Source organism: Actinoalloteichus sp. AHMU CJ021 (genome assembly GCF_002895405.1).
GTDB classification, from domain to species: domain Bacteria; phylum Actinomycetota; class Actinomycetes; order Mycobacteriales; family Pseudonocardiaceae; genus Actinoalloteichus_B; species Actinoalloteichus_B caeruleus.
In genome coordinates, this window is the sequence record NZ_CP025990.1 from 1,705,091 (window position 1) to 1,727,999 (window position 22,909).

Annotated in this window: 22 protein-coding genes and 1 other RNA gene; 6 read left to right on the forward strand and 17 right to left on the reverse strand. The window is 72.3% G+C overall.

Going from position 1 to position 22,909, the window contains the following annotated elements:
- Positions 1–10: 10 nt before the first annotated feature.
- The 3 genes from C1701_RS07020 to C1701_RS07030 form a co-directional block, all read right to left on the reverse strand.
- Positions 11–748 (reverse strand): GvpL/GvpF family gas vesicle protein, encoded by a 738-nt coding sequence (locus C1701_RS07020; RefSeq protein ID WP_026417229.1) that lies wholly within the window; start codon positions 746–748, stop codon positions 11–13.
- The gene (locus tag C1701_RS07025; protein WP_016699674.1) at positions 748–1,188 is read right to left on the reverse strand and encodes a gas vesicle structural protein GvpA; all 441 of its coding nucleotides are present in this window, start codon (positions 1,186–1,188) and stop codon (positions 748–750) included. The genes C1701_RS07020 and C1701_RS07025 overlap by 1 nt, the downstream gene beginning before the upstream one ends.
- Positions 1,189–1,330: 142 nt before the next feature.
- Positions 1,331–1,651, reverse strand: a complete 321-nt coding sequence (locus C1701_RS07030; protein WP_016701351.1) for a gas vesicle protein GvpO — start codon at positions 1,649–1,651, stop codon at positions 1,331–1,333.
- A gap of 449 nt (positions 1,652–2,100) precedes the next feature.
- Here C1701_RS07030 and C1701_RS07035 point away from each other — a divergent pair, with 449 nt between their 5' ends.
- Together C1701_RS07035 and C1701_RS07040 are read left to right on the forward strand one after the other, a co-directional pair.
- Positions 2,101–2,796, forward strand: coding sequence for a TetR/AcrR family transcriptional regulator (locus C1701_RS07035; RefSeq protein WP_016701171.1), 696 nt, complete (start codon positions 2,101–2,103; stop codon positions 2,794–2,796).
- A complete protein-coding gene (locus C1701_RS07040) occupies positions 2,793–3,701 on the forward strand; it encodes an alpha/beta fold hydrolase (RefSeq protein WP_030104106.1) in 909 nt (302 codons plus the stop codon). The genes C1701_RS07035 and C1701_RS07040 overlap by 4 nt, the downstream gene beginning before the upstream one ends.
- A 279-nt stretch (positions 3,702–3,980) precedes the next feature.
- Here C1701_RS07040 and C1701_RS07045 read toward each other — a convergent pair whose 3' ends face one another.
- Positions 3,981–4,781, reverse strand: coding sequence for a TetR/AcrR family transcriptional regulator (locus C1701_RS07045; protein WP_016701169.1), 801 nt, complete (start codon positions 4,779–4,781; stop codon positions 3,981–3,983).
- Positions 4,782–5,017: 236 nt separating this feature from the next.
- On the opposite strand from C1701_RS07045, the gene C1701_RS07050 reads away from it, so the two are divergent.
- From C1701_RS07050 to C1701_RS07060, 3 genes are all read left to right on the forward strand, one after another.
- A complete protein-coding gene (locus tag C1701_RS07050; RefSeq protein WP_016701168.1) occupies positions 5,018–6,241 on the forward strand; it encodes an FAD-dependent oxidoreductase in 1,224 nt (407 codons plus the stop codon).
- Between the two features lie 169 nt (positions 6,242–6,410).
- Entirely contained in the window at positions 6,411–7,394 is a 984-nt protein-coding gene (locus C1701_RS07055) for a bile acid:sodium symporter family protein (protein ID WP_103055719.1), read from the forward strand.
- Positions 7,395–7,847: 453 nt separating this feature from the next.
- Positions 7,848–8,612, forward strand: coding sequence for a nucleotidyltransferase domain-containing protein (locus tag C1701_RS07060; protein ID WP_035273192.1), 765 nt, complete (start codon positions 7,848–7,850; stop codon positions 8,610–8,612).
- A 56-nt stretch (positions 8,613–8,668) separates the two neighbouring features.
- Here C1701_RS07060 and C1701_RS07065 read toward each other — a convergent pair whose 3' ends face one another.
- The 7 genes from C1701_RS07065 to C1701_RS07100 form a co-directional block, all read right to left on the reverse strand.
- A complete protein-coding gene (locus tag C1701_RS07065) occupies positions 8,669–9,526 on the reverse strand; it encodes an SGNH/GDSL hydrolase family protein (protein ID WP_156038276.1) in 858 nt (285 codons plus the stop codon).
- Positions 9,527–9,909: 383 nt separating this feature from the next.
- A complete protein-coding gene (locus tag C1701_RS07075; RefSeq protein ID WP_026417235.1) occupies positions 9,910–10,548 on the reverse strand; it encodes a response regulator in 639 nt (212 codons plus the stop codon).
- A complete protein-coding gene (locus tag C1701_RS07080; protein ID WP_337662177.1) occupies positions 10,536–11,774 on the reverse strand; it encodes a sensor histidine kinase in 1,239 nt (412 codons plus the stop codon). Before C1701_RS07080 ends, C1701_RS07075 begins: the two co-directional genes overlap by 13 nt.
- A 163-nt stretch (positions 11,775–11,937) precedes the next feature.
- Positions 11,938–12,723, reverse strand: a complete 786-nt coding sequence (locus C1701_RS07085; RefSeq protein ID WP_026417237.1) for a DsbA family protein — start codon at positions 12,721–12,723, stop codon at positions 11,938–11,940.
- Positions 12,724–12,969: 246 nt separating this feature from the next.
- Positions 12,970–14,301, reverse strand: coding sequence for an MFS transporter (locus C1701_RS07090; RefSeq protein WP_026417238.1), 1,332 nt, complete (start codon positions 14,299–14,301; stop codon positions 12,970–12,972).
- Between the two features lie 333 nt (positions 14,302–14,634).
- Positions 14,635–16,500 (reverse strand): bifunctional metallophosphatase/5'-nucleotidase, encoded by a 1,866-nt coding sequence (locus C1701_RS07095; protein ID WP_337662178.1) that lies wholly within the window; start codon positions 16,498–16,500, stop codon positions 14,635–14,637.
- Positions 16,501–16,770: 270 nt separating this feature from the next.
- Positions 16,771–17,787, reverse strand: a complete 1,017-nt coding sequence (locus C1701_RS07100; RefSeq protein WP_026417240.1) for a tryptophan--tRNA ligase — start codon at positions 17,785–17,787, stop codon at positions 16,771–16,773.
- Between C1701_RS07100 and C1701_RS27205 the strand changes: the two genes are divergently transcribed.
- Positions 17,786–17,983, forward strand: coding sequence for a hypothetical protein (locus C1701_RS27205; RefSeq protein ID WP_155886013.1), 198 nt, complete (start codon positions 17,786–17,788; stop codon positions 17,981–17,983). The genes C1701_RS07100 and C1701_RS27205 overlap by 2 nt on opposite strands.
- 97 nt (positions 17,984–18,080) lie before the next feature.
- On the opposite strand, the gene ssrA is transcribed toward C1701_RS27205, so the two are convergent.
- From ssrA to C1701_RS07130, 6 genes are all read right to left on the reverse strand, one after another.
- Positions 18,081–18,454, reverse strand: a transfer-messenger RNA (tmRNA) gene (ssrA, locus tag C1701_RS07105).
- A 194-nt stretch (positions 18,455–18,648) separates the two neighbouring features.
- A complete protein-coding gene (gene smpB, locus C1701_RS07110; protein WP_026417241.1) occupies positions 18,649–19,125 on the reverse strand; it encodes an SsrA-binding protein SmpB in 477 nt (158 codons plus the stop codon).
- 57 nt (positions 19,126–19,182) lie between these two features.
- Entirely contained in the window at positions 19,183–20,085 is a 903-nt protein-coding gene (ftsX, locus tag C1701_RS07115) for a permease-like cell division protein FtsX (protein ID WP_026417242.1), read from the reverse strand.
- A gap of 62 nt (positions 20,086–20,147) precedes the next feature.
- The gene (gene ftsE / locus C1701_RS07120) at positions 20,148–20,837 is read right to left on the reverse strand and encodes a cell division ATP-binding protein FtsE (RefSeq protein WP_026066196.1); all 690 of its coding nucleotides are present in this window, start codon (positions 20,835–20,837) and stop codon (positions 20,148–20,150) included.
- Positions 20,838–20,982: 145 nt separating this feature from the next.
- A complete protein-coding gene (prfB, locus tag C1701_RS07125; RefSeq protein ID WP_026417243.1) occupies positions 20,983–22,086 on the reverse strand; it encodes a peptide chain release factor 2 in 1,104 nt (367 codons plus the stop codon).
- Positions 22,087–22,252: 166 nt separating this feature from the next.
- Positions 22,253–22,753 carry a PadR family transcriptional regulator gene (locus C1701_RS07130; protein ID WP_030104113.1) on the reverse strand — a complete coding sequence of 167 codons (501 nt, stop codon included), beginning with the start codon at positions 22,751–22,753 and terminating at the stop codon, positions 22,253–22,255.
- Between the last annotated feature and the right edge of the window lie 156 nt (positions 22,754–22,909).

The following is a 22,909-nucleotide window of genomic DNA, read 5'->3' on the forward strand; positions in this document are numbered from 1 at the left end:
CACCCGCTCGTCACGCCGCCGTGGACGCCCGGAGGTCCACGAAGCTGTAGGGCGGGAGGGGGCCGACGGCCCTGATCTCCAGCCATTCCCCGAACCGCCTCTCGGCCACGGCGACCTGGTCGTGGAAGGACTCCATGCCGTCGCGGGGCACCAGGAACGAGGCGTTGAGCAGCGGGCCGCCCACCTCGCTCGGGACCGTGCTGACCTGGTGGGCCGCGGGTCCCAGGACGTCGAGGACGGCCGAGGCGTCCTCCCGCCGGCGCACGTCCAGGGCACCGGCGACCAGTTCTCCCAACCGGAGCCGGTCCTGGTGGCCCGCCCCCTCCCTGGTCCGTTCGTTGAGCCTCAGCAGCTCCGGGTCGGCGAGGAGGATCTGGCGGAGGACGACGTCCTCCCGGTGGGTCACCTTGACGTTGATCTCCACCATCTGGTCGACCTCGTCGAGCAGATGGGAGAAGTGGGCGGCACCGGCCGCGAGCTCGCGGAGGACGGTGCCCTCGTCGGGGGAGACGACCCCGAAACCGAAGGGCAGCACCGCGCCCTGCTCACCGAGGGCGTCCAGGACCCGCTGGTGCGCGATCAGGTCGCGCCGTTTCCCCCGCAGGTCGCGGGGGGCCTCGCTGACCACGACGGCCAGTCCTCCGTCGCGCAGGACCCGCAGGGGCGGCCGGTCCGGGCCCACCCCGTGGTGGGAGGACAGGTCGGCGGGGTGGTCACCTCGGATGATCCCGTACAGGTAGAACGTCATCAGCTGGCCTCCTCCTTGCGGCGAGCGCTCCGACGGCGTGGCTGCTCCTCGTCGTCACGTCCCTTCCCGGAGGCCTCCTCGCGACCGTCCCGGAAGGACTCCGCGACCGTCTCCACCGCCCCGGAGAGCGCGCCCTTGGACTTGCCCTTGGCGCCCTTCTCGGTGATGCTCCCGATCATCTCCGGAAGGGTCTCGGACTTGGAGTTGTGCGTCAGGTCGAGCCGGTTGCAGGCCTCGGCGAAACGCAGGTAGGTGTCCACACTGGCCACCACCACCCGAACGTCGATGGTCAGCAGTTCGATGCCGACCAGGGACACCCGGACGAAGGCGTCGATCACCAGTCCCCGGTCCAGGATCAGTTCCAGGACGTCGTACAGGCTGCCGGACCGGCCGCCTCCCGAGCCGCTGGCCTGGCTGTTCTGCTGTGTCGCGACGGTCATCGTGCGCTGCCTCCTCTTCTGCCTCGGCGATCGTGCGCCGTGGAGCGTCTCGGCATGTCGTTCCCGTCGGCTCCGCGCCCGGTCGGCGCGGAGTGGCGGTGGCGGGGGCGGGCGGGGGCGGGTCGGGGCCGCCCGCACCGGGTCACCGGTCGGCCTGCCCCCGTGCGTAGCGCGCGATCCGCTGGTAGCCCAGGAGCTCCCCGTCGGAGTCCACCTCGACCCGGTAGGTGGCCAGCAGGCTCATGGTGTCGGGGACCCTGGCGAGCTCGACGACCTCGAGGGTCACCTGCCAGCCCTCATCGGCGCGGGACAGGCCGGAGACGCTTTCCGGGACGAGTCCGGTGATGTCCTGGAACTGGTCCCGCGCCGCCCGCACCCGCTGGGCTGCTCCCAGCCGCCGGCCGGCGCGGGGCGCCTCCTCCTCGTCAGCGGTCCTCGGCGTGTCCGCGTCCTTCTCGGGCATCTCCGCTGCCTCCCTCCCACCCACCGCCCGGTGTCACCGTGCGTGTCGCTGCGCTGGTCCGTCGTCTACCCGAACGAGTGAGAGGCGAAACGGCCGAGGAAGCGCCCTCCTCGCGACGCGATGGACGGGAGCGAGTGGGGAACGCCCGGTCAGCGAAGTCCTCACAGGACTTCTCCGGTGGCGGAACTCCCTGGTGACGAGCACCGGGTCGGCCGGAGCGGCGACCCTCGGCCGCCCGGGGGTGGGGCGGCCGGGGCGGCGCCGCCGGGGGCGGGGAGGCGGGACGCGCCAGACCTTGGGCACGGGGCTCACGGCCACCACCGGCCGACCCCGTCGCCGCCCCACGCACCCCGCCGTCGAGGACGCCCCCACCCCTCCGCCCGAGACACCCCGCCCCCGTAGTGACCAAAGTATGTATTGTGGTCACTACGACGTCCCCAGGAGAGGCGATGCCCCGACCACTGATCCCCAACAGACCGGACGCGATCCTCGACGCCGCCGAGGCCCTCGTCCTGGAACACGGCTACGACCGCATGACGATCGACCGCATCGCCGCTCGCGCCGGGATCGGGAAGGGCGCCGTCTACCGGGAGTACGACAGCAAGCCCGCCGTGCTCGACGCACTGCTCCGCCGGTCGATGCGACGACTCGTCGCCACCGTGCGACGTCGGGTCGTCGAGCACGAGGGGACGGTGGGGCTGAGCCTCGCGTGGCGCCTCGGCCTGAACGCGTTGCGGGCCGACCCGCTGATGCTGCGCTGCTACCTCGGTGACACCGACCTGCTCGGCTCCTACGTCCGCTCCGTCGAGGACGACCGGTACGTCTCCCGGCGGCGGTGGCTGGTCGAGTACCTGACGGCCATCCAGCGGGCGGGCGCCCTCGACGCCGAGGTCGATCCGGACGCCCTGGCCATCGTGCTCAGCTCCATCAGCATCGGTCTCATCTCGGCGTCCTCGGTGGTCGGGCCCATCAGCCCCGAGCAGTTCGACCGGGCGGTCGAACTGGTCATCACCCTCGTCGAACGCGGCCTCGAGGCGAACACCGCTCCCGACCCGGAACGGACCCGCCAGGCCCAGTTCGGACAGCTCGACCTGATCTCCCACCAGCTCGACCCCGCCACCACGACAGAGGAGCACCCCTCATGACACGGTCCATCTTCGAGTCGTCGGCGGACCTCAGCCTGGCCGGCGGACCCATCCGGCTGCACCAGGCCGGGCCCAAGGGCGCTCCCCCCGTGCTGCTGCTGCACGGCGCGATGCTGGACACCTCCGAGTACACCTGGCGCGGGATCCTGCCGGGCCTGGCCAGGGCGCACCGGGTGCACGCGATCGACTGGCCCCGGCACGGCGGCAGCCGCCCCTGGCAACGAGGTCGCCGCATCACCCAGGAACTCCTCGAACAGATCATCACCGAACTGCTCGACCACCTGGGCATCGCGAAGGTGACGTTGGTCGGCCTGTCCATGGGCGGCGGCGTCGGGCTCGGCTACGCGTTGAACAACCCCGACCGGGTCGAGCGCATCGCGGCGTTGGCGCCGGGCGGTGTCGGCGCGCGCCGCCCCTGGCAGTTCCTGACCTGGCTCACGCTGCGCACCCCGGGCATGCTGCGGTCGACGAGCTGGTTCCTCGCCCGCGACACCACCTACCTCCGGAAGTCGATGCGTGGTTTCCTCACCGCCGGTGAGGACACCCAGCACTTCGAGACCCTCCACGAACTCGCCCACGCCGAGTCGGTGGCCAAGCACCGGCACCGCGAGCCGGCGTTGGACGACTGGCAGGTGCTCTCCTACGGCCCGTGGCGGATGGCCCTCGACCACACCCCGCGGCTGCCGGGGCTCCGGATGCCGGTCCTGTGGATCCGGGGTGACGAGGACCCGCTCGTCGGCCACTCGGAGCTGGCCACCGCCCACCAGTTGGCCCCCGACTCCCGCTTCGTGACGCTCACCGACGCCGGCCACGTGGCCCCGCTGGACAAGCCCGCCGAGGTGACCACCCTGCTGCTGGACTTCCTCGCCGAGGAGCGCGCGGAGGACACCGCACCCCGGGCCTGACGCGCCCTTCGGACCAGCTGACCCGCGCGAGCGGTGAGTGACCGACGGACGCCACGTGGACCGGCCACCGCGTTCCTCTCGCGGGCTGGCCGGGGAGCCGGTGCGCGCGTCGCGGAGCGCGCGGCTCCCCTCGCCGGGCCTCCCGCTCGACGTCCGCACCCCTCCCGGTGCCACCCCGGCGCCGGGAGGCAGGGGCTCGGCGGGTCGGCGGGTCGCACGAGCGGCGGACGGCCTGGGGCCGGGCAGTCCACCAGCCGGCGAGCCGGGCCGCCGCTCGCGTCACCCCGGGGGTTCGGCCACGCGGGTTGATCGCAGGAAGGCCGCCGTGAACTCCTCCACCGCCCGGTCGGTGGAGGGCAGCTCGTCACCGAGCGACGGGGCCAGCACGGGTCGCAGCAGCAGGTGCATGAGCATGGGGCCGACCAGCAGTTGGACGAGCAGCGGCATCGGCAGTGGCCGCACCCTCCCGGCTCGCACCTCGCCCATCACGAGCTCCCCGACGCTGCCGAAGAGGCGGGGGAAGTTCTCCTGGAGGAACTCGCCGGCCGGGCCGCCGGGCCGGCTGAGCATGTCACCGAAGATCGCCGGGATGACGCGCGGTTCCCGCTGGAACGCCGCGACCACCGCGCGGTAGATGGCGCGCACGGTGTCCTCCGTGGTGGCGGGCGGGTCACGCCGGAGGGAGTCGAGCGCCAGCACCGGGCTGTACCTGTCGAACACCGCCCCGAGCAGACCGTCCCGCCCCCCGAACACCGTGTGCAGGCTGGGCAGGGAGCAGCGCGCCTCCGCGGCCACCGCGTCCAGGGTCACCGCGCCGAGCCCCCGCTCGCCGATGAGGGTGGCCGCCGCCTCCACCGCCCGCTCCCGCACTGGTCGGCGACCACCGGGGTCGATCCCCGCATCGCGGACCGCCTCGTCCAGGCGAGCGCGGGTGCCGCCCAGCCGCCGCAGCAACGTGCTGCGGGAGATGCCGGCCGCCTCGGCGATGGCGGTCAGGGGTACGTCGGCGACGTCCTGCCCGCGCTCCCGGCTCGCGGCCAGCGCCGCCTGGACGAGTTCCGAACCCACCTGCTCCGACATGGTCCCCTCCTCGGCGCACCGCGACCCTACCGTTCGCCGCACGGGCACGAGCGGACTCGGATGACCGGGCACGGGGGGACCGCGTCGGCGCGATCGACCACGGCTCGCCGCCGCACGACATCCCCGCGGCCTCGCCGGAGTCGGGCGGTCACGACAACCTCGGGGTTGACACGTGGCACTTCGATATACATATCATCGTTCCAGATTCCACCGACGACGACGGTGAGGGGACGACGATGACGACGAGCACGGTTCTCATCGCGGGGGGTGGACCGGCCGGCATGACGCTGGGCCTGCTCCTCGCCCGCGCGGGCATCCAGGTCACCGTGCTGGAGAAGCACGCCGACTTCCTGCGGGACTTCCGGGGCGACACGGTTCATCCGTCCACCCAACGCCTGCTCGACGAGTTGGGTCTCGGAGACGCCTTCCGGGCGCTGCCGCAGACCCCGCTGGGGAACCTCCTCCTCCCCGGTCCGGGTGGCGACCCGGTCACGATCGCCGACTTCACGCTCCTCCGGGGGACCCACCGGGAGGTGCGGATGGTGCCGCAGTGGGACCTGCTGAACCTGCTGGCGGAGGCGGCGAGCCAGGAACGCACCTTCACCCTGCGCCGGAACACCGAGGTGATCGACCTGGTCCGGTCACACGGGAAGGTCGCGGGAGTGCGGTACCGGACCAGCGACGGCGAGGAGGGCGTCCTCCACGCCGACCTCACCGTCGCCTGCGACGGCCGCGCCTCGGTGCTGCGACGCGCGGCCGGGCTGCGACCCGTGGAGTACCCGGTGCCGCTGGACGCGTGGTGGTTCCGCCTGCCCCGCACCGACGACGGCACGGCCGTCCCGGCCCTCATCCCGAGGTCCGTGGACGGTGCGATGCTGCTCGTCCTCGCCAGGGAGGGTTTCCAGCAGCTCGCCTTCCTCGCGGCCAAGGGGCGGGATCCGGAGCTCCGGGCGGAAGGGGTCGAGGCGTTCCGGCGGCGGATCGCCGCGATCCGACCCGACCTCGCCGAGGAGTCGGGGGCACTGCGGAGCATGGACGACGTGCACCTGCTCGACGTCAAGTTGAACCGGCTCCGCCGGTGGTCGGTCCCCGGCCTGCTCTGCATCGGCGACGCCGCGCACGCGATGTCCCCGGCGGGCGGCGTGGGCATCAACCTCGCCGTGCAGGACGCCGTGGCCACCGCCCGCCTGCTGGCCGACCCGTTGCGACGGGGTCACGTCACGCCCCGCGACCTCGCCAGCGTCCAGCGACGACGCCGGATGCCCACGGTCGTGATCCAGGCGTTGCAACGGGTGCTGCACCGGTCCGTCATCGCGCCGGCGTTCTCGGGGAGGCGGACGAACCCTCCCCGGCCGCTGGTCGCGGTGGTGCGCCGCGTCCCCGCCGCTCGGCGGGCGCTGGCCGCGTTGATCGGCTTCGGCCCGCGCCCGGAGCGGGCGCCCGCGTTCGCCCGACGTTGAGCGGGACGGGACACGGGGGCGAACAGCTCCCTTCCCATCCACTGGGAAATGACCGCCGCCACCGGGCGCTCTTCCGTCCCACCGGTCTCGCTATCGCCCGAACGGGGGATACCCTTCGGCTCGGCCCCGGTGCCGGTTGGCGGACGGGGACCCGGCGGAGAGGACGATGATGTCGACACCACCACAGGGCGCGGTCGCCCGCGTCGCCGAGCTGGCCGGTCGCTGGTTCGGTGTCCTCGTGATCCTCGGCGCGGCGGTCGGGCTCGCCCTCCCCGGCCCCACCGCGACACTCGCCCCCTCCGTGCCGCTGCTGCTCGGCGTGATCATGTTCGGGATGGGCCTCACCCTGCGGCCCGCCGACTTCGCCCTGGTGCTCCGGAGGCCGTGGGCGGTGTGCATCGGGATCGTGGCCCAGTTCGCGGTCATGCCCGTCGCCGGCTGGCTGGTGGGCACGCTGCTCGGGCTGACCGGCGCCCTGCTGGTCGGCATGGTGCTGGTCGGCTCGGCACCGGGAGGCACCTCCTCCAACGTCATCGTGTTCCTCGCCAAGGGGGACGTGGCGCTCTCGGTCACGATGACCTCGGTCTCCACCCTGCTGGCTCCGGTGATGACCCCGCTGCTCGTGCTGTGGCTGGCCGGGTCGAGCCTCCCGGTGGACACGGCGGGGCTGCTCTTCTCGATCGTGCAGACGGTGCTGGTGCCGGTGGTCGCGGGCATCCTGCTGCGGGTGTTCGCCAGCCGCCTCGTCGCCCACATGCTGCCCGTGCTCCCACTGGTCTCGGTGACCGGTGTGGTCCTCGTGGTCGCCAGCGTCGTCGGGGCGAACGCGGACGCCGTGATCAGCAGTGGCGCGCTGCTGATGCTCGCCGTGGTCCTGCACAACGGCATCGGCTACCTGCTGGGCTACCTCGCCGCGCGGGCCGCCCGCCTGGACGAGGCCTCCCGGCGCGCCGTCAGCGTGGAGATCGGCATGCAGAACTCGGGCCTGGCGGCGAGCCTCGCGACCGTGCACTTCACCCCGCTCGCGGCCCTGCCGGCCGCGCTGTTCTCGGTCTGGCACAACATCTCCGGCGCGGCCATCGCCTCGTTCTGGGCCCGCCGGCCGACCAGGGACGACCGGGACGACAGGACGTCCGCCACCGGGACCGGCTGAGGTGACCGAGGTCGGGTACGCGTCCCGCACGGCGCCGAACGGGTGAAGGGCGAGTCCTCTCCCCTCCACCACCCCTGACCGGGGCACGTACCGCTCGGGCGCCCGAGGCACCCCGGCCTGGCCCGCTCCCCGGAGCGGCGGCACCGGGCCGCTCCTCCTCCGCGCCGAAGCAGCCACGGCACGCGCCCACCCACCCGCCGAGGACACCGTGCCAGCGGGAACCGGGGCCGGGCTCGGCATCACTGGTCGGTCTCCGCGACCGCCCGAGCCGGGCCGTGGCGGACGGACCACCGGGGCGATCGGCCCCGGTTCGACGAGGCCTGGCACGCTGCCAGGACCAGCCCACCCGGTCGGGGATCGTGGGACGTCGCACGGTCAGCGGAGCGGTGGCCCCGCCCACGGCGACCGTCCCCGGTCCGGACGACCCGGCCCGATCTCGAACAGGGGTACCCCGTGACCGACAGCGCGTTCCTCACCGCGATCGCCGACACCCTGCACGCCCTCCCCGGCGTCCACGCCGTCTCCCTGGGCGGGTCACGCGCCCAGGGGAGGGAGCGCCCGGATTCCGACTGGGACCTGGCGCTCTACTACCGGGGGGCGTTCGACCCCGAGGACCTGCGATCGGTGGGCTGGGAGGGCGAGGTCTCCGAGCTGGGCGCCTGGGGCGGCGGCGTGTTCAACGGCGGCGCATGGCTCCGGGTGGAGGGCAGGGCCGTCGACGTGCACTACCGCGATCTCGACGTCGTGGACGCCCAGGTGGCGCGCGCCAGCCGGGGCGAGTTCGACATCGAGCCCCTGATGTTCCACCTGGCCGGTATCCCCACCTACCTGGTGGTCGGGGAACTCGGCCTGCACCGCGTCCTACGGGGGACCCTCCCCCGCGTGGACTACCCGGAGGCGTTGCGCCGCTCGGCGCCGGCGGTGTGGTCGGCCAGGGCGGACCTCACGCTCGACTACGCCGAGCACAACCACGCCCGCGCCGCCCGTGCCACCCAGTGCCTGGGTGGCATCGCCGTGGCCGCGACCCAGTACGCGCACGCCATCCTCGCCGCCCGGGGCGAATGGGTGACCAACGAGAAGGACCTGCTCTCCCGGGCGGGTCTCGACGTCCTCCACGGGGAGGTGCTGGCCGCGCGGGGCGAGCCGGACGCGCTGCGCGCCCTGGTCCGGGACACCAGGGTCCGGGGTCAGGCCCTGGTGCGCGACGCGACGGGCTGAGGGCGCGTGCGCGGCGTCCTCGGGGCGGGCACGCGGGAGCCGTCGTGGAGCCCAGGTCACCCCGCGCCGCGCAGCCAGTCGCCGACCAAGCGGACGAGCACCGTGCCGCCCCGGTCGGTCAGGTGCAGGTTGTCCGAGTACACCCCGCCAGCCGACGACGAGACGCGGGCGGCGGTGCTGACGGCCGGACTCGCCGCACCCTCCGCTGGGGTCGGGCGCACCGCCCCGACCCGCTCGGCCCGCTCGCCAGGGGAGGGCGGTGGGGGGGTCGTCCACCCCAGCATCTCCCGGACCTCGGCGCCCACCGGCAGCAGGGTGACGCCGTGCTGTTCCGCGAGGTCCCTGATCACCTCGTTGTAGCCGGGCAGGCGGCGGTTCGCGTCGCTGTCCCGGTCCGGTCCGAGCGGGGGGAGGGTGCCCACCGCGAGGCGCGCGTCGGTTCCCTCGCGGGTCCGTGCCAGGATGGCGTCCAGGTTGGCCCGGTAACGGTCGAGGGGGACGCCGGTGCGGACGTCGTTCGTGCCGATCAGGACGGTGACGGCATCCGGATCGCAGGCGACGACATCCCGGTCCACCCGGGCCAGCAGGTCCGCGCTCGTGTCACCGTTCACGCCGGCGTTGACGAAACGGATCCCGGCCGGGCCGAGACGCTCGCGGAGCGCGCCGACCCAGTCCGAGCTCACCGAGCCCCGGGTCATGCTCGCGCCGGCCGTGACCACCAGGTAGTCCTCGGACGTGCCGCACCTGGCCGCGTTCGGGTCGGTCGGCGGCGAACTCGCCTTCCCACCGAGGCCGGCCACCCCGATCAACAGCGCGCACAGGGTGAGCGCGCTCGCGACGGGGCGGGACCGGGGTGGGCTCGGTGGTCCACTCCGCGTCTCCGCGCTCGTCCGGGTCGAGTCGTCCTCTCGCACCACGACACCTCCGCCGACGGTCGGATCCGCCGTGTCGACATACGGCCTCCGCACGGGTTTCCCGAGCGGCCGCACGCCAACCGGTTCATGGCTCCCGCCACAGCGCCGTTCCGCCGCCGCTGGCTCTCCGCCGGCGGTGGCTGGTCAGAGGGTCGCATGGACCGGCGTCCGCCGCCGGACGTCGGGCCGGGGGGCTGGCGGAGCCGCATCGACGGCCGCGAGCCGGCCCGACGGGTGGGGAACGGGCACGGCGCGGATGCCGTCCGGCTGCTCGCCGAGCCGTCCCCGGTCGCGACCCCCTCGTCGGGCGGCGGGAGGCCCCGACGCCACCGCCACGCCCTGGACGTCCTCGGCGTCCGCCCGCTCTCGCGGCAGGGGGAGGGTCAGCCCTCGAGGTAGGCGAGCACGGCCAGCACGCGACGGTGCCCGCTGTCCCCCGGCGGGAGGTCCAGTTTCGCGAAGATGTTCCCGACGTGCTTGTGCACGGCGCGGTCGGTCACGACGAGGCGTTCGGCGATCTCCCCGTTGGCGTAGCCCTGCGCCATCAGGCCCAGCACCTCCCGTTCGCGTGGGGTCAGCGTGACCAGCGGCCCCGCACGCCGCGCCAGCAGCTGCTTGACCACCTCGGGGTCCAGCGCGGTGCCGCCGGCGGCGACCCGGCCCAGCGCGTCCAGGAACTCCCCGATCCGCGCGACCCGGTCCTTGAGCAGGTAGCCGACTCCCCGCGCCCCGTCCGCGACCAGCTCCCGCGCGTAGGTCCCCTCCACGTACTGGGAGAGCACCAGCACGGGGAGGTCGGGCCGGTCACGACGGGCTCGCAGCGCCGCCCGGACGCCCTCGTCCCGGAACGACGGCGGGAGCCGGACGTCGACGACGGTGACGTCCGGCCGGTGCTCGGCGACGGCCCGGACGAAGCCATCACCCGTGGTGACCCGGGACACCACCTCGTGCCCCGAACTCGTGAGCACCAGCGACAGCCCTTCGGCCAGCAGCACGTTGTCCTCGGCGATCACCACTCGCACGGGCAGTCCACGAGCACCGTGGTGGGTCCACCCAGTGGGCTGTCGATGCGCAACCGGCCGTCCAGCGCCTCGACCCTGCGACGCATCCCCACGATCCCGGTCCCCGCTCCCTCCACGACGCCACCGGCGCCGTCGTCCCGGATCTCGGCGCGCAGCGAGCGGCCCTGCCTGCTGACCGCGACGGTCACCAGGGACGCGCCGCTGTGCTTGGCCGCGTTGGTGAGGGCCTCGACGACGACGAAGTACACCGCCGCCTCCACCGGGTCGGGCACCTCACCGAGCTCCCCGACGGACAGTTCGGTGGGTACCGCGCAGTCCGAGGCGACCGAGGCCAGCGCACCGGGCAGTCCCCGGTCGGAGAGGATCGGCGGGTACATCTGCCGCAGCACCTCACGCAGTTCGACCATGGCGTCCTCGGCCCCGGCGCGCGCCTTCGCGACCAGTTCGCCCACCGCCTGCGGGTCGTCGCCCAACCGGCGCTCGGCCAGGCCGAGGTGCATCGCGATGGACACCAGGCGGGCCTGGGTTCCGTCGTGCAGGTCCCGCTCGATCCGCCGCAGCTCGGCGTCGTGCGCGCTCACCGCGCCGCTGCGCGTCGCCCGGAGGGTGTCCACCCTCGCCGCCAGGCGTTCCCGCTCGCCGGGGTGCAGCAGCACCCGGTTGATCCACCCGAGCAGCGAGGCGGCGGCCACGGGGACCACCACGGCGAGCACGACGGCGAGCACGAGGGTCGTGCCGCCGAGGAGCCCGGCGCTGCCCCAGCTGTCCACCGGTTGCCCGGCCAGCATCCGCATCGGCTCGTCCTCGGGGAAGACCCACCAGAAGCCGGTCGCGACCAAGGCCACCAGCGGCGTCACCGCGACGCCGAGCCCCAGGACTCCCAAGGTGGTGCCCGCGACCATCGACGTCGGGAGCCACCGCAGGTCGCGCCAGGTCACCGGGTCGCCCAGCGACTCGGCCAGCCGCTGGCCGGCCGCGCGCGGGACCTCCGGGGTGGGGCGGCCGGTGAACCGGTCCGTCTCCCGCCTCGCCATGTCCGCGAGCCGGGCGAGCACCCGAAGCCCCGCCGGCAGCAGGAACAACCCCACCCCCAGCAGGCAGAGCGCGGCCAGCAGGAGGAGTACCGGGAGCAGCGCCATGCTGGCCACCCCGAGACCCACCCCCACCGCGCAGAACCGGAGGGCGCGGGGGACCCGTGCCAGTCCGGAGCTCGACTCGTCACTCACCGGGCGCACCCCTCGTCTCGTCCTCGTTCCACGCGCCGATTCTGTCCCGGCGCGGGACGGGAGCGCGGTGGAGCGGGCTACACCCTCTCACCGGGCACGCGGTCATCGACCGGCGTGCGGAGGTGGGCCGACCGGCGGGTGCGGCGACCAGCGCGAGCCGTGGTCACCGCCCCGAGGCGAGCACCTGGTCCAGCCAGTCGGGCTGACCCCAGTCGATCATCCGCTCCCCGACGGCCACGGTCGGCGTGCCGAAGCTCCCGTCCTGCAGGAGGTAGCCGCGGTTGGGGATGTCCTCCATCTCGGCGTCCACCTCGGCGCGGTGCTCACCCTCCCGCACGCAGGTCGCGAACTCGTCACCCTCGATACCCAGGTCACGGCCCAGCTCGACGAACTGGTCGGCGTCGTACCCGCGCCGGCCCTCGGTGGGCTGGGCGGCGAACAGGCTCGCGTGGTAGTCGGGGAACTGGCCCGCGTCGGCGGCGCACAACGTGGCGTTGGCCGCGTCGCCCGAGTAGCCGGCGGGGTCCGAGGCCGCGTCGAGGAACGGCAGCATGTGGTACCGGACCTGGAGGTTGCCCTGGGCGATCTCGGACTCGATGCGCTCGGCGTAGGCCTCCTCGAAAGCCCCGCAGCCGGGGCACAGGAAGTCCTCGTAGAGGTCGATCGTCACCGGTGCGGTGTCCTCGCCGGCCACCACCACGGCGCCGTCCCGCTGGGCCGCGAAGTCGACGCTGGCCGAGCCGGCGGGGATCGACTGTTCGGCCTGCTGCTGGTCCTGGTTCCTGGTGAACAGCACCCCGCCGATGATCACGGCGGCGACCACGAGCACCACCACCACGCCAACCACGACGGGTTTGGCGTTGCGGTTCGACGCGCGGGCGGCGCTGACCGCCTTCGCCCCCTGGTTCGCCTGCCGCTTCTTCCGCGCGTTGCGCTCCGCGCCTCCCACGTCCACGTCCCTTCCGTGCCGACCCGCGGCCGCGACCGTCCGCTCCGCGCGGGCCGTCGAGCCGATCGCCCAGCAGGGTACTCAGCGGTCCTGAGAGCGAGCTGAGGACAGTCGAGGGCAGGGTTGACGGCGTCCGCGCAGGTGCCAGGGGTTCCGCCGCCCGCCTGGGCGCCCGTTCCACGCCGGCCAGCCGCCCCCGGTGCGTCCGATTTCACCCGATCGACTGGGCTCACCGGTGCGATCGGATCAGCGGGGCGGCGTGGGTTCGGCGACCCGTTCCCCGCTGGGCGGTTCCGGCCCCTCGTCGAGCGCCCCGGACTCCGCGGCCACCGTCGAACCGGTCTCGGCCGGGTCCCCGCCGTCCTTGGGCAGGGTCTCCGGGGCGAAGGCCCAGAACAGGGAGGCGACCACGGCGACGGCCCCGGTCACCCCGAAGGCCAGGCCGTAGGAGGAGACGTCCACGAGCAATCCCGCGAGCAGGGGGCCCACGATGGCACCGACGTCGGCGGCCATCTGGAAGCCGGCGAGCACCGGTCCGCCCCCTCCCCGTCGGCCGATCACGTCCGCGACGGCGGCACCCTGCGGCGGGCTGAGCAGGCCGGCACCGAGCCCGGCGACCAGCGACGCGGCCAGGAAGGCCGGGACGGTCGTGGTGAACCCCAACCAGGCCGTGCCGCCGGCCGAGACCAACAGCCCGGCGAGCACCAGGGGTTTCCGCCCGATCTGGTCGGCCAGTCGACCGGAGAACAGGAGCACCACGGCGTTGCCAGCGGCGAACACGGCCAGGGAGATCCCGGCCATGCTCTCCCCCACCCGCAACGCCTCGACGACGAAGAGGGGCAGGAGGGAGATCCGCACGCCGAAGACGGCCCAGCCGTGGGCGAAGTTCGACACGAGCGCGGCGCGGTAGGTGGCGTTGCGCAGGGCGTCCCGGACGCTCATCGGGTCGCTTGAGTCCTTGTCCTCCCGCGCGGCCAGCGCCGAGTTCCGGAGGAAGAACCAGGTGCTGAGGACGGCGAGCAGCGTCATCCCGGCGTAGATGAGGAACGGCGCGCGGATCGAGGTCTCGACGAGACCGCCGCCGATCAGGGGGCCCGCGATGTTGCCCAGCAGGAAGGAGGTCGCCCACAGCCCGGAGGCGCGGCCACGCATCGTCGACGGGGCGAGTCGGATCAGCAGCGCGATCCCGGACACGGTGAACATGGTGGAGCCGATGCCGCCGAGCGACCGGAAGAGCAGCATCTGCCAGTACTCGGCCGCGAAGGCGCAGGCGCCGGTGGCCACGCCGGTGATGCTGAGCCCCACGAGGTAGACGGGGCGCTCACCGAGCCGCGTGACGAGGCGGCCACCGAGGGGGGCGAAGAGCAACCGCATCGCGGCGAAGGCGCTGACGATCATGGAGACCGCGGTCACGCCGACGTCGAAGCTCGCGGCGAAGGTGGGCAGCGCGGGCGCGACGATCCCGAACCCGACCGCGATCACGAAGTTCGCGACGCAGAGGACCCAGATCTCCACGGGTAGCCTGCCGCCGGTCTCCGGGGTCCGTCTCTTCCGTCGTTCCCCGGCTGCCGACCGCACTGTGTGCCTCCTCAATCTTCTTAGCTTGGCTAAGAATACAGACGGGGAAGTGCTTTCCCCAATCCGACAATCCGGTCGGGTACCAGCGTCGACCCGACCCCGCCCACCGGCCGTGGTCAACGCCGACGGCCCTTCCCCGCATTCCCGACCGCGCCCGCGCCGGGACCGGTGGTCCGGGTGGGACCGGCTCCGACCAGGGGAACGTCCGCTCCCGGCCACCTGGGTGCCGGAAGCCGCGACGCGTCCGAACGAAGGCCGGCGGGCCGACCCCCACGAGGGGATCGACCCGCCGGTCACGTCCACCGGCCACCTCGTCGGGCGACCGGACGACCGTCAGCCCACCGAGACGATGCGGCCCTCTCCTCCGAACGGGTACCGCTCCGAGGAGACCGTGCCGCCCAGCCCCTCCCGCAGGTAGCCGCTGAGCGCCTGCTGGTCGGTGCGCCCGACCACGGTGAAGTCCAGGCCGACGAAGGGGTAACCGTCCCCGCCCCGAGCGGAGAAGTCGTTCACCGCCACCGACACCGCCGGGCCGTCCACGACCTCACCGTCGGCCACCAGCACCGTCCCGTCGTCGAGGACGACGTCCCGAACCCGCTCGCCCGGTGTCAGGACCTCCCCGGTGTTCACCTCGACCACCTGCGCCGTCTCCTCCACGTCGTAGGTGAACCTCATCCCCGACACCTGCATGAACTGGCCCGCCTGCCCCGGCAGCGCCGCCACGCCCCGCTCCAGCAGCTGGCGCAGCCGGTCCCGGGGCACGTCGGGCACCACGGACACGAAGTTGCCGAACGGCGAGACCTCGAACGTGTTCAGCTCGCTGACGGGGCCGGCCGGGATCACCGTGCCGTTGCGGATGCCGCCCCCGTTCTGGATGGCGACCTCGGGCACCGGGACGTCGTACTCGTCGGCCTGCTCCGCCGCCTGCCAGCGCACCGCGTCGGCCAGCAGGTTGCCCAGGTTGGTCTCCCGGGACCGGACGTTCTCCCGGACGCCGTCGAGCGGGACCTCGCTCGTCGCGACGACCGTCTCCGCCATGTTCTCCAGGTAGGCCAGCACCGGCTCCTCGACGTGCCGCCGCACCCAGGGATCGGGCTCCACCGCGTCCTCGCCGACACCGGCGACCCGCACCGGCCCGGTCCTCTCCTCGTCCCACCCGAGCAGGTCGCCGGCACGGTCGAAGTTCAGCACGATCCGACCGATGTACTTGTAGTCGCCGGTGGTGGTCACGACCGGCACCACCCGGCCGTCCCTGTCCTTCTCCACCAGCGGGAACTCCCGCTCGGCCACGTCGCCCGGCACCAGCGGATCGCCGTCGTTGGCGAGGATCTCCCCACCGCCGGCTCCGACCACGACGTCGACCCCGGAGAGCTCCGGGACGAGCGCCAGCTCGTTGTCGATGTCCTGGAGGTGCGAGACCAGGACGACCTTGGTCACCCCCCGCTCGGCGAGGCCCTCGGCCAGGCCGTTGGTGATCTCCGCCAGCTCCGGCAGCACCCGGACACCGCGCGGGCTGGAGAGCGCCGGCAGGTCGGGGGTGGTGAGCCCGATGATGCCGATCTGCTCACCGGCCTCGCGGAACACCCGCGTGGAGACGATCGTGCCGTCGTCGGTGTGGGCGGTCAACGAGGGTTCCGCCGTGAAGTCGAGGTTCGAGCTGACGAAGTCGAGGGTGCCGTCGAACCCGTTGATGAAGTCCGCGAGCACCTCGGGGCCGAAGTCGAACTCGTGGTTGCCGATGATGGAGGCGTCGTAGTCCATCGCCTTCATCGCCAACGAGTCGTAGTACGGCGCGCCCTTGTCGATGCTCGCCGCGAACTCGGGTCCGGGCAGGAAGTTGTCACCACCGGACAGCAGCAGCGAGGCCCTGCGCGGAGAGCCGGTGCGGTCCGTCGCCGCCTCCACGCGCAGTTGGTCGACGAGTGTCCTCGCTCGTGCGACACCGCCGAAGCTGCGCTCCTCCTCCGGGCTGATCTGGCCGTCACCGTCGATGTCCGCGTCCACGCCGAGCAGGGCGGACTCACCGTCGTTGGTGAACAGCAGGGTGAGCGTGAAGCCGTCACGGGGGGCGGGGGCCGAGGCAGCGGCGACCGTCTCGGTGGCGGCGGCGGGAGCGGCCACCGCGGCCAGGGTCACCGCGCCGAGCGCGAGGGCGGCCAGGGCGCGGGGCCGGCGACCGGCAGGTCTGGGGGCGGGCACGGTTCTCCTTGCGGTTCGGAGGGTTCGGGACGTCACAACCCGGAGGTATCGAACCAACCCCGGTGAACCGTGTCGAGAACGCGTGCTTGATTCACGGGAAATTCGTCATGATGTTCGCACCGCCGTGATGACGGGACTCCCGTCCGCTACCACGCGTGCGGCCAGCGGCCCCCTCCCGGCCCGCCCTGGGTGAATCACCCGGCTGCCGCTCCGGCCCGCCCGGGACGGTGGCGGGTCGCCCCGCCACCGCTGACGGCCGCTGACGGCCGCTCACATCCCGACAGCGGCCCGGACCTGGTCGAGCAGCGGACGCGCCCGGCGACGCGCCTTCTCGGCACCCTCCGCGAGCGCGCGGTCGAGTTCACTCCCTGGCGCCATCAGTTCCTCGTACCGGGCACGGAGATCCCGCAGTTGCTCGTTGAGGACCTCGAAGAGCTGGTTCTTCAGCTCACCCCACCCGACGCCGCCGGCCTCCAGCCGCTTCCGCGTCTCCGCCACGGTCTCGGCGTCGGCGAACTGCTCCAGGATCCGGAAGACGGGCGACGAGTCCGGGTCCTTCGGCTCCTCGACGGGAACGCTGTCGGTCGGGATCCGCCTGATCAGCTTCCGCAGCTTCGGCTCCGGGAGGAAGAGCGGAATGGTGTTGTCGTAGGACTTGCTCATCTTCCGACCGTCGGTGCCGGGCAGCGTCCGCCCCGCCTCCGCCTCGGGTACGACGGCCTTGGGCACGTGGAACCGGAACGACGCACCGTAGTGGTGGTTGAAGGAGCCGGCGATGTCGGCGGCGATCTCCACGTGCTGCGTCTGGTCCCGACCGACCGGCACCAGGTCCGAGTTCATCAGCAGGATGTCGGCGGCCATCAGGATCGGGTAGTTGTACAGCCCCATGTTGACGCCGGAGTCCAGGTCGTCACGCCCGGCCTCGGCGTTGCGGTCCCGGATCGCCTTGTAGGCGTGCGCCCGGTTCATCAGCCCCTTGCCGGTCAGGCAGGACAGCACCCACGCGAGCTCGAAGGTCTCCGGCACGTCCGACTGCCGGTAGAAGATCGTGCGCTCGGTGTCCAGCCCCGCCGCCATCCACGTCGCCGCGACGCTCCGCGTGTACTCACGGACCTTCTCCGGGTCCCGGATCGTGGTGAGCGCGTGGTAGTCGGCGATGAAGTAGATCGAGTCGTGCTCCTCCACCAGCGACAGGGCGGGCCGGATCGCACCGATCAGGTTGCCGATGTGGGGGTCACCGGTCGGCTTGATTCCGGTCAGGGAGACCTTGCGTGCGGGCGCTGCCATGACAGGGCATGTTACCCGGGCGGTCGTGGACGGCATCGCTGGTTTCCCGCCGCCCGGCCGGCCCCGCGAGGGGTCCACCTCCCGCGACCGATTCGCCGAGCTCGACGTCACCTCCGTCGACCTGCCCACCAACCACGGGCCGATGCTGACCGAGCCCGAGGAGCTCGCCCGGGTCCTCCTGGCCACCGCGCGGTGAGGGAGACGTCCTCACCGCACTCGGAGGCCCACCCGGGGACGAGGGGCCAGGACGCACGAAGGGTGGCCCGCGTGTCGCGGGCCACCCTCTGGGTTTCGAGTGGAGGTGCCGGGAATTGAACCCGGGTCCTCCGACGCTTCCTCAGGACTTCTCCGTGCGCAGTCCGCTCAGCCTCTACTTGACTCCACCGGTCACGCGAACCTGCCGGTGTGACGAGCCCAGCTACTGTGAGGTGTCCTGCCAGTTCCCGTAGCCAGTCCTAGCAGTTGAGCCTTCTCAATGATGCCGGGGTCCGGGACGAAGGCGTTCCCGGTCCGACAGAGTTAGTCCTCGCTCAGGCGGCGAGGGCGAACTCGGCGCGACTCTTGTTGTCGGCGCTTATTTGTTGTGCGGCGACGCTCTAGGTGGTCTCCCGCCTGCACCTGCACGCTTCCCCTGACTCACCGTCCGGAGTCGAAACCGTTCACCCCCTTGTCGTGACGCGTCCAGCATAACGCGTGAGCCCACCCGGTTCATTCCCATTTCCGGAGCTGGCCCTCCCGGGGACCGTACCCACCGGGTGGCGCGCCGGCACCCGGCGGCGCCCGGACAGGACCCCACCGGCGACCGCGCAGGTCAGCGGCCCCGCCACCCCGGATCGTGACCCGCGCCACTCCACTCGCGGGTCACCACTTGCCCTTGCGGGCCCGCCCCACGGCCCGCTCCATCTCCCGCTCGGCGTCCCGTTTGGCGATGGCCTGCCGCTTGTCGTGGGCCTTCCGCCCCCTGGCCAGCGCCAGTTCGACCTTGACCTTGCCGTCCTTGAAGTAGAGGGAGAGCGGCACGAGGCTGAGCCCGCTCTCCTTCGTCTTCCCGATCAGCCGCAGGATCTCGGCCTTGTGCAGCAGCAGCTTCCTGGTCCGCCTCGGGGTGTGGTTGGTCCACGTCCCCTGCGCGTACTCGGGGATGTGCAGCCCCCGGAGCCACACCTCCCCGTCGTCGACGGTGGCGAAGGCGTCCACCAGCGAGGCGCGTCCGGCCCGGAGGCTCTTCACCTCGGTGCCCATCAGGGCGATCCCGGCCTCGTAGCTGTCCAGCACGGAGTAGTCGTGTCGCGCCCGCTTGTTCGACGCGATCACCTTCTGGCCTCGTTCCTTCGCCATGCGATGAACTCTACGGGTCCTCGCAAACCGTTTCCCCGGACCGCCGCGCCACCACCACTAGTTGCGCACGTAGAGCCGCAGCGTGACGTAGCCCGTCACGGCCGAGACGGCCGCCGCCACCCCGAACAGCACCGGTGAGATGAGCAGCACGTCGGCCAGCGACAGCTCGGGGATGATGTTCGCCTCGATCGGCCCCTGCAACACCCGGTCGATGAAGCCCAGCTTCGCCACGACCAGGCCGCCGACCGCCAGGAGGGCACCGATCAGGCCGGCGACCACCGCTTCCAGGAGGAACGGGAGTTGCGTGTACCAGCGCGTCGCGCCGACCAGCCGCATGATCCCCACTTCCGTCCGCCTCGTGAACGCCGACACCTGGATGGTGTTGGAGATCAGCAGGAGCGCGGCGATGGCCTGGACGAGCGCGATGGCGAACGTCGCGTTCCGGACGCCACCGAGCAGGTCGAACAGGCGGTCGAGGAACTCGGCCTGGTCCACCACCCGGTTCACGCCCGCCTGGCCGCTGAACTCCTCCTCCAGCGCCGCGAACCGCTCCGGGTTCTCCAGCTTCACCCGGAACGACGCCGGCAGCGACTCGGGGCGGGTCAGGTCGACCAGCTCGGGCTGGCCGGCGAAGATCTGCTGGAACCGGGCGTAGGCCTCCTCCCTGCTCTCGAACACCACCGACTCAACGCCCGCGGCGTTCTGCAGGGAGGACTGGAGGCCGGCACAGGGTTCGTCCGAGCAGGTCGCGTCGCTCTGGCTGACGTCGTCCGTGAGGTGCACGTACACCTCGAGGTGGTCGAGGTAGTTCTCGCCCATCCGGTCGATCATGCGAACGACGAGCAGACCGCCGCCCAGCAGGCCGAGCGAGATTGCGGTCGTGAGGATCATCGCGATGGTCATCGTGACGTTCCGGCGCAAGCCGGTGAGGACCTCGCTGAACACGAAACTGGCGCGCATCGGGGGAAGCGATCCTTGCGAATTCGGGGGAGGAGGGCGGGGTGGTTCAGCCGGGGCCGGGGCTAACGGCCAACGCCGTAGACACCCCGGGAGTCGTCACGAGTCACCTTGCCGAACTGCAGCTCGACCACCCGGCGACGCATGGAGTCGACGATCGAGTGGTCGTGGGTGGCCATGAGGACGGTGGTGCCGGTGCGGTTGATCCGCTCCAGCAGCAACATGATGTCCTGGCTCGTGTCGGGGTCGAGGTTACCGGTCGGTTCGTCGGCCAACAGGAGGAGCGGCCGGTTCACGAACGCACGGGCGATGGCGACGCGCTGCTGCTCGCCACCCGACAACTCGTTCGGCATCCGCTCGGCCTTGCCGTCGAGCCCCACCAGCTGGAGCACCTCGGGCACCACCTTCCGGATGGTGTGCCTCGGCTTGCCGATGACCTCGAGCGCGAAGGCGACGTTCTCGGCGACCGTCTTGTTGACGAGCAGCCGGAAGTCCTGGAAGACGCAGCCGATGCGTTGCCGCAACCGGGGCACCCGGCGCCGGGGCAGCTTCGTCAGATCCCAGTCGGCGACGTGGATCTCGCCCTTGGTCGGTACGTCCTCACGCAGCAGCAATCGCAGGAAGGTCGACTTCCCTGACCCGGACGGGCCGATGAGGAACACGAACTCGCCCTTGTCGACGCTGACCGAGACGTCCTCCAGGGCCGGGCGCGGTGAGGTCTTGTAGACCTTGGTCACGTGCTCTAGCCGGATCACGGCTGGCCAGTCTACTCACGCCCGTGCGGCGGCCCGGACGCGTCCCGTCCCAGCTCACGACGGTCACCGAGGGTGTCTGACATGCGCGAAGAGTCAGCGGGCCACCGGTGCCGCGCGAGCGGGACGAGGACGGTCGAACCTCCGGTCAGCTCTCGGACTGCCGGCGCCAGCGGATGCCGGACTCCAGGAAACCGTCGATGTCGCCGTCGAGCACGGCCGTCGGGTTGCCCACCTCGAAGTCGGTCCGGAGGTCCTTGACCATCTGGTAGGGGTGCAGCACGTAGGAACGCATCTGGTTGCCCCAGCTGGAGCCGCCGTCACCCCGGAGCGCGTCGAGCTTGGCCCGCTCCTCCTGGCGCTGCCGCTCCAACAGCTTGGCCTGAAGGACGCCCATCGCCGTGGCGCGGTTCTGGAGCTGCGACCGCTCGTTCTGGCAGGACACGACGATCCCGGTGGGCAGGTGGGTGATCCGGACGGCGGAGTCGGTGGTGTTCACGCCCTGCCCGCCCGGCCCTGAGGACCGGTAGACGTCGATCCGGAGGTCCTTCTCGTCGATCTCGACGTGGTCGGCCTGCTCGACGACCGGGACGACCTCCACCCCCGCGAACGAGGTCTGCCGGCGCCCCTGGTTGTCGAAGGGCGAGATCCGGACGAGGCGGTGCGTCCCCTGCTCGACGGAGAGGGTGCCGTAGGCGAAGGGGGCGGTGACCCGGAAGGTCGCGGACTTCAGCCCGGCCTCCTCCGCGTAGGAGGTGTCGTAGACGTCGGTCTTGTACCCGTGGCGCTCCGCCCAGCGCAGGTACATGCGCAGCAGCATCTCGGCGAAGTCCGCGGCGTCGACCCCGCCGGCCTCGGCGCGCAGGGTGACCAGGGCGTCCCGGTCGTCGTACTCGCCGGACAGCAGGGTCCGGACCTCCATCGACGCGATGTCCTTGCGCAGCCGCGCCCGTTCGTCGTCGGCCTCGGAGGCCGAGCCGGCGTCGGCTTCCTCCTCCGCGAGCTCGTAGAGCACCTCCAGGTCGTCGAGGCGCTGCCGCAGGTCGGAGACCCGACGCAGTTCGCTCTGCTTGTGCGAGAGCTTGCTGGTGACGGTCTGGGCGTGCTCCACGTCGTCCCACAGGCTCGGGGACTCGGCCTGCTTCTCCAGCTCGGCGATCTCGGTGCGCAGGCCGTCCAGGTCCATGACGGCCTCGACGCTGGACAGCGTGGTGGACAGGTCCTTCAGGTCAGCGGCGACGTCGGGGTTCACGAACACGAAGCGTACGCGTCCGGCGGGGGCCCGCGCTCAACCGGGGAGCAGGAGGCCTGGACGCCCGTGGGCCGCGCGTCGGCACCGCCCCGGGTCGGGCGGTCGAGCTCGACCGCCCGGTGGACGGTCGCGCCCGAACCGGCCCGCCTCCCACTCGTGGTGGGGATCAGTCCGTCGGCACGGTGTCGAGCAGTTTCAGCAGGGCTCGGCTGTGCGCGACCGCGAAGTCGGCGACCGCCTTGGTGAAGGGGTCGTCGGCCGCCTTCGCGTCCTGCTTCGCGGCGTCCAGCCTGGCGGCGGCGTCCGGTCGCGCCGCCTCCACCAGGGCGCGTCGCTGCCGAGCCGTGAGAGACCCGGCGTAGGCGAGCCTGAGCACCAGCGGACTCCGGAGGTTGTCCGGTCCCGGTTCGGTGTTCAGCCATGTCTTGAAGGCCCGCTTGCCCGCGGCGGTGATCACGTACTGCTGGCTGGAGCGTGGGCCCTGTTTGCCCAGCCGCAAGAGGCCGTTCTGCGCCAGAGCCGGAAGTTCCCGGTAGACCTGGCTCCTGGTGACGCTGAAGAACCCACCAAAGCGTTCGGCAACCGCCGCGACGAGCTGCCCGCCGGTCATGGGACCGTCGTGCAGCAGGCCGAGCAGTGCGGCAGACGTTGAGTTCAACTCGGACACGGCTCCACGGTGCCACGGCGCGCGCGGCTCGTCCACAGTGGCCGAGGCCGGGCCGGGGCCTGTCCTGGCTGGTCCCCCCGACGATGCCCCGAAAGGGTCAGCGACGGTACGGCCCGTGGCACGCCGCGCCTTCCTCCACACCCGCCTCCGGGCCTT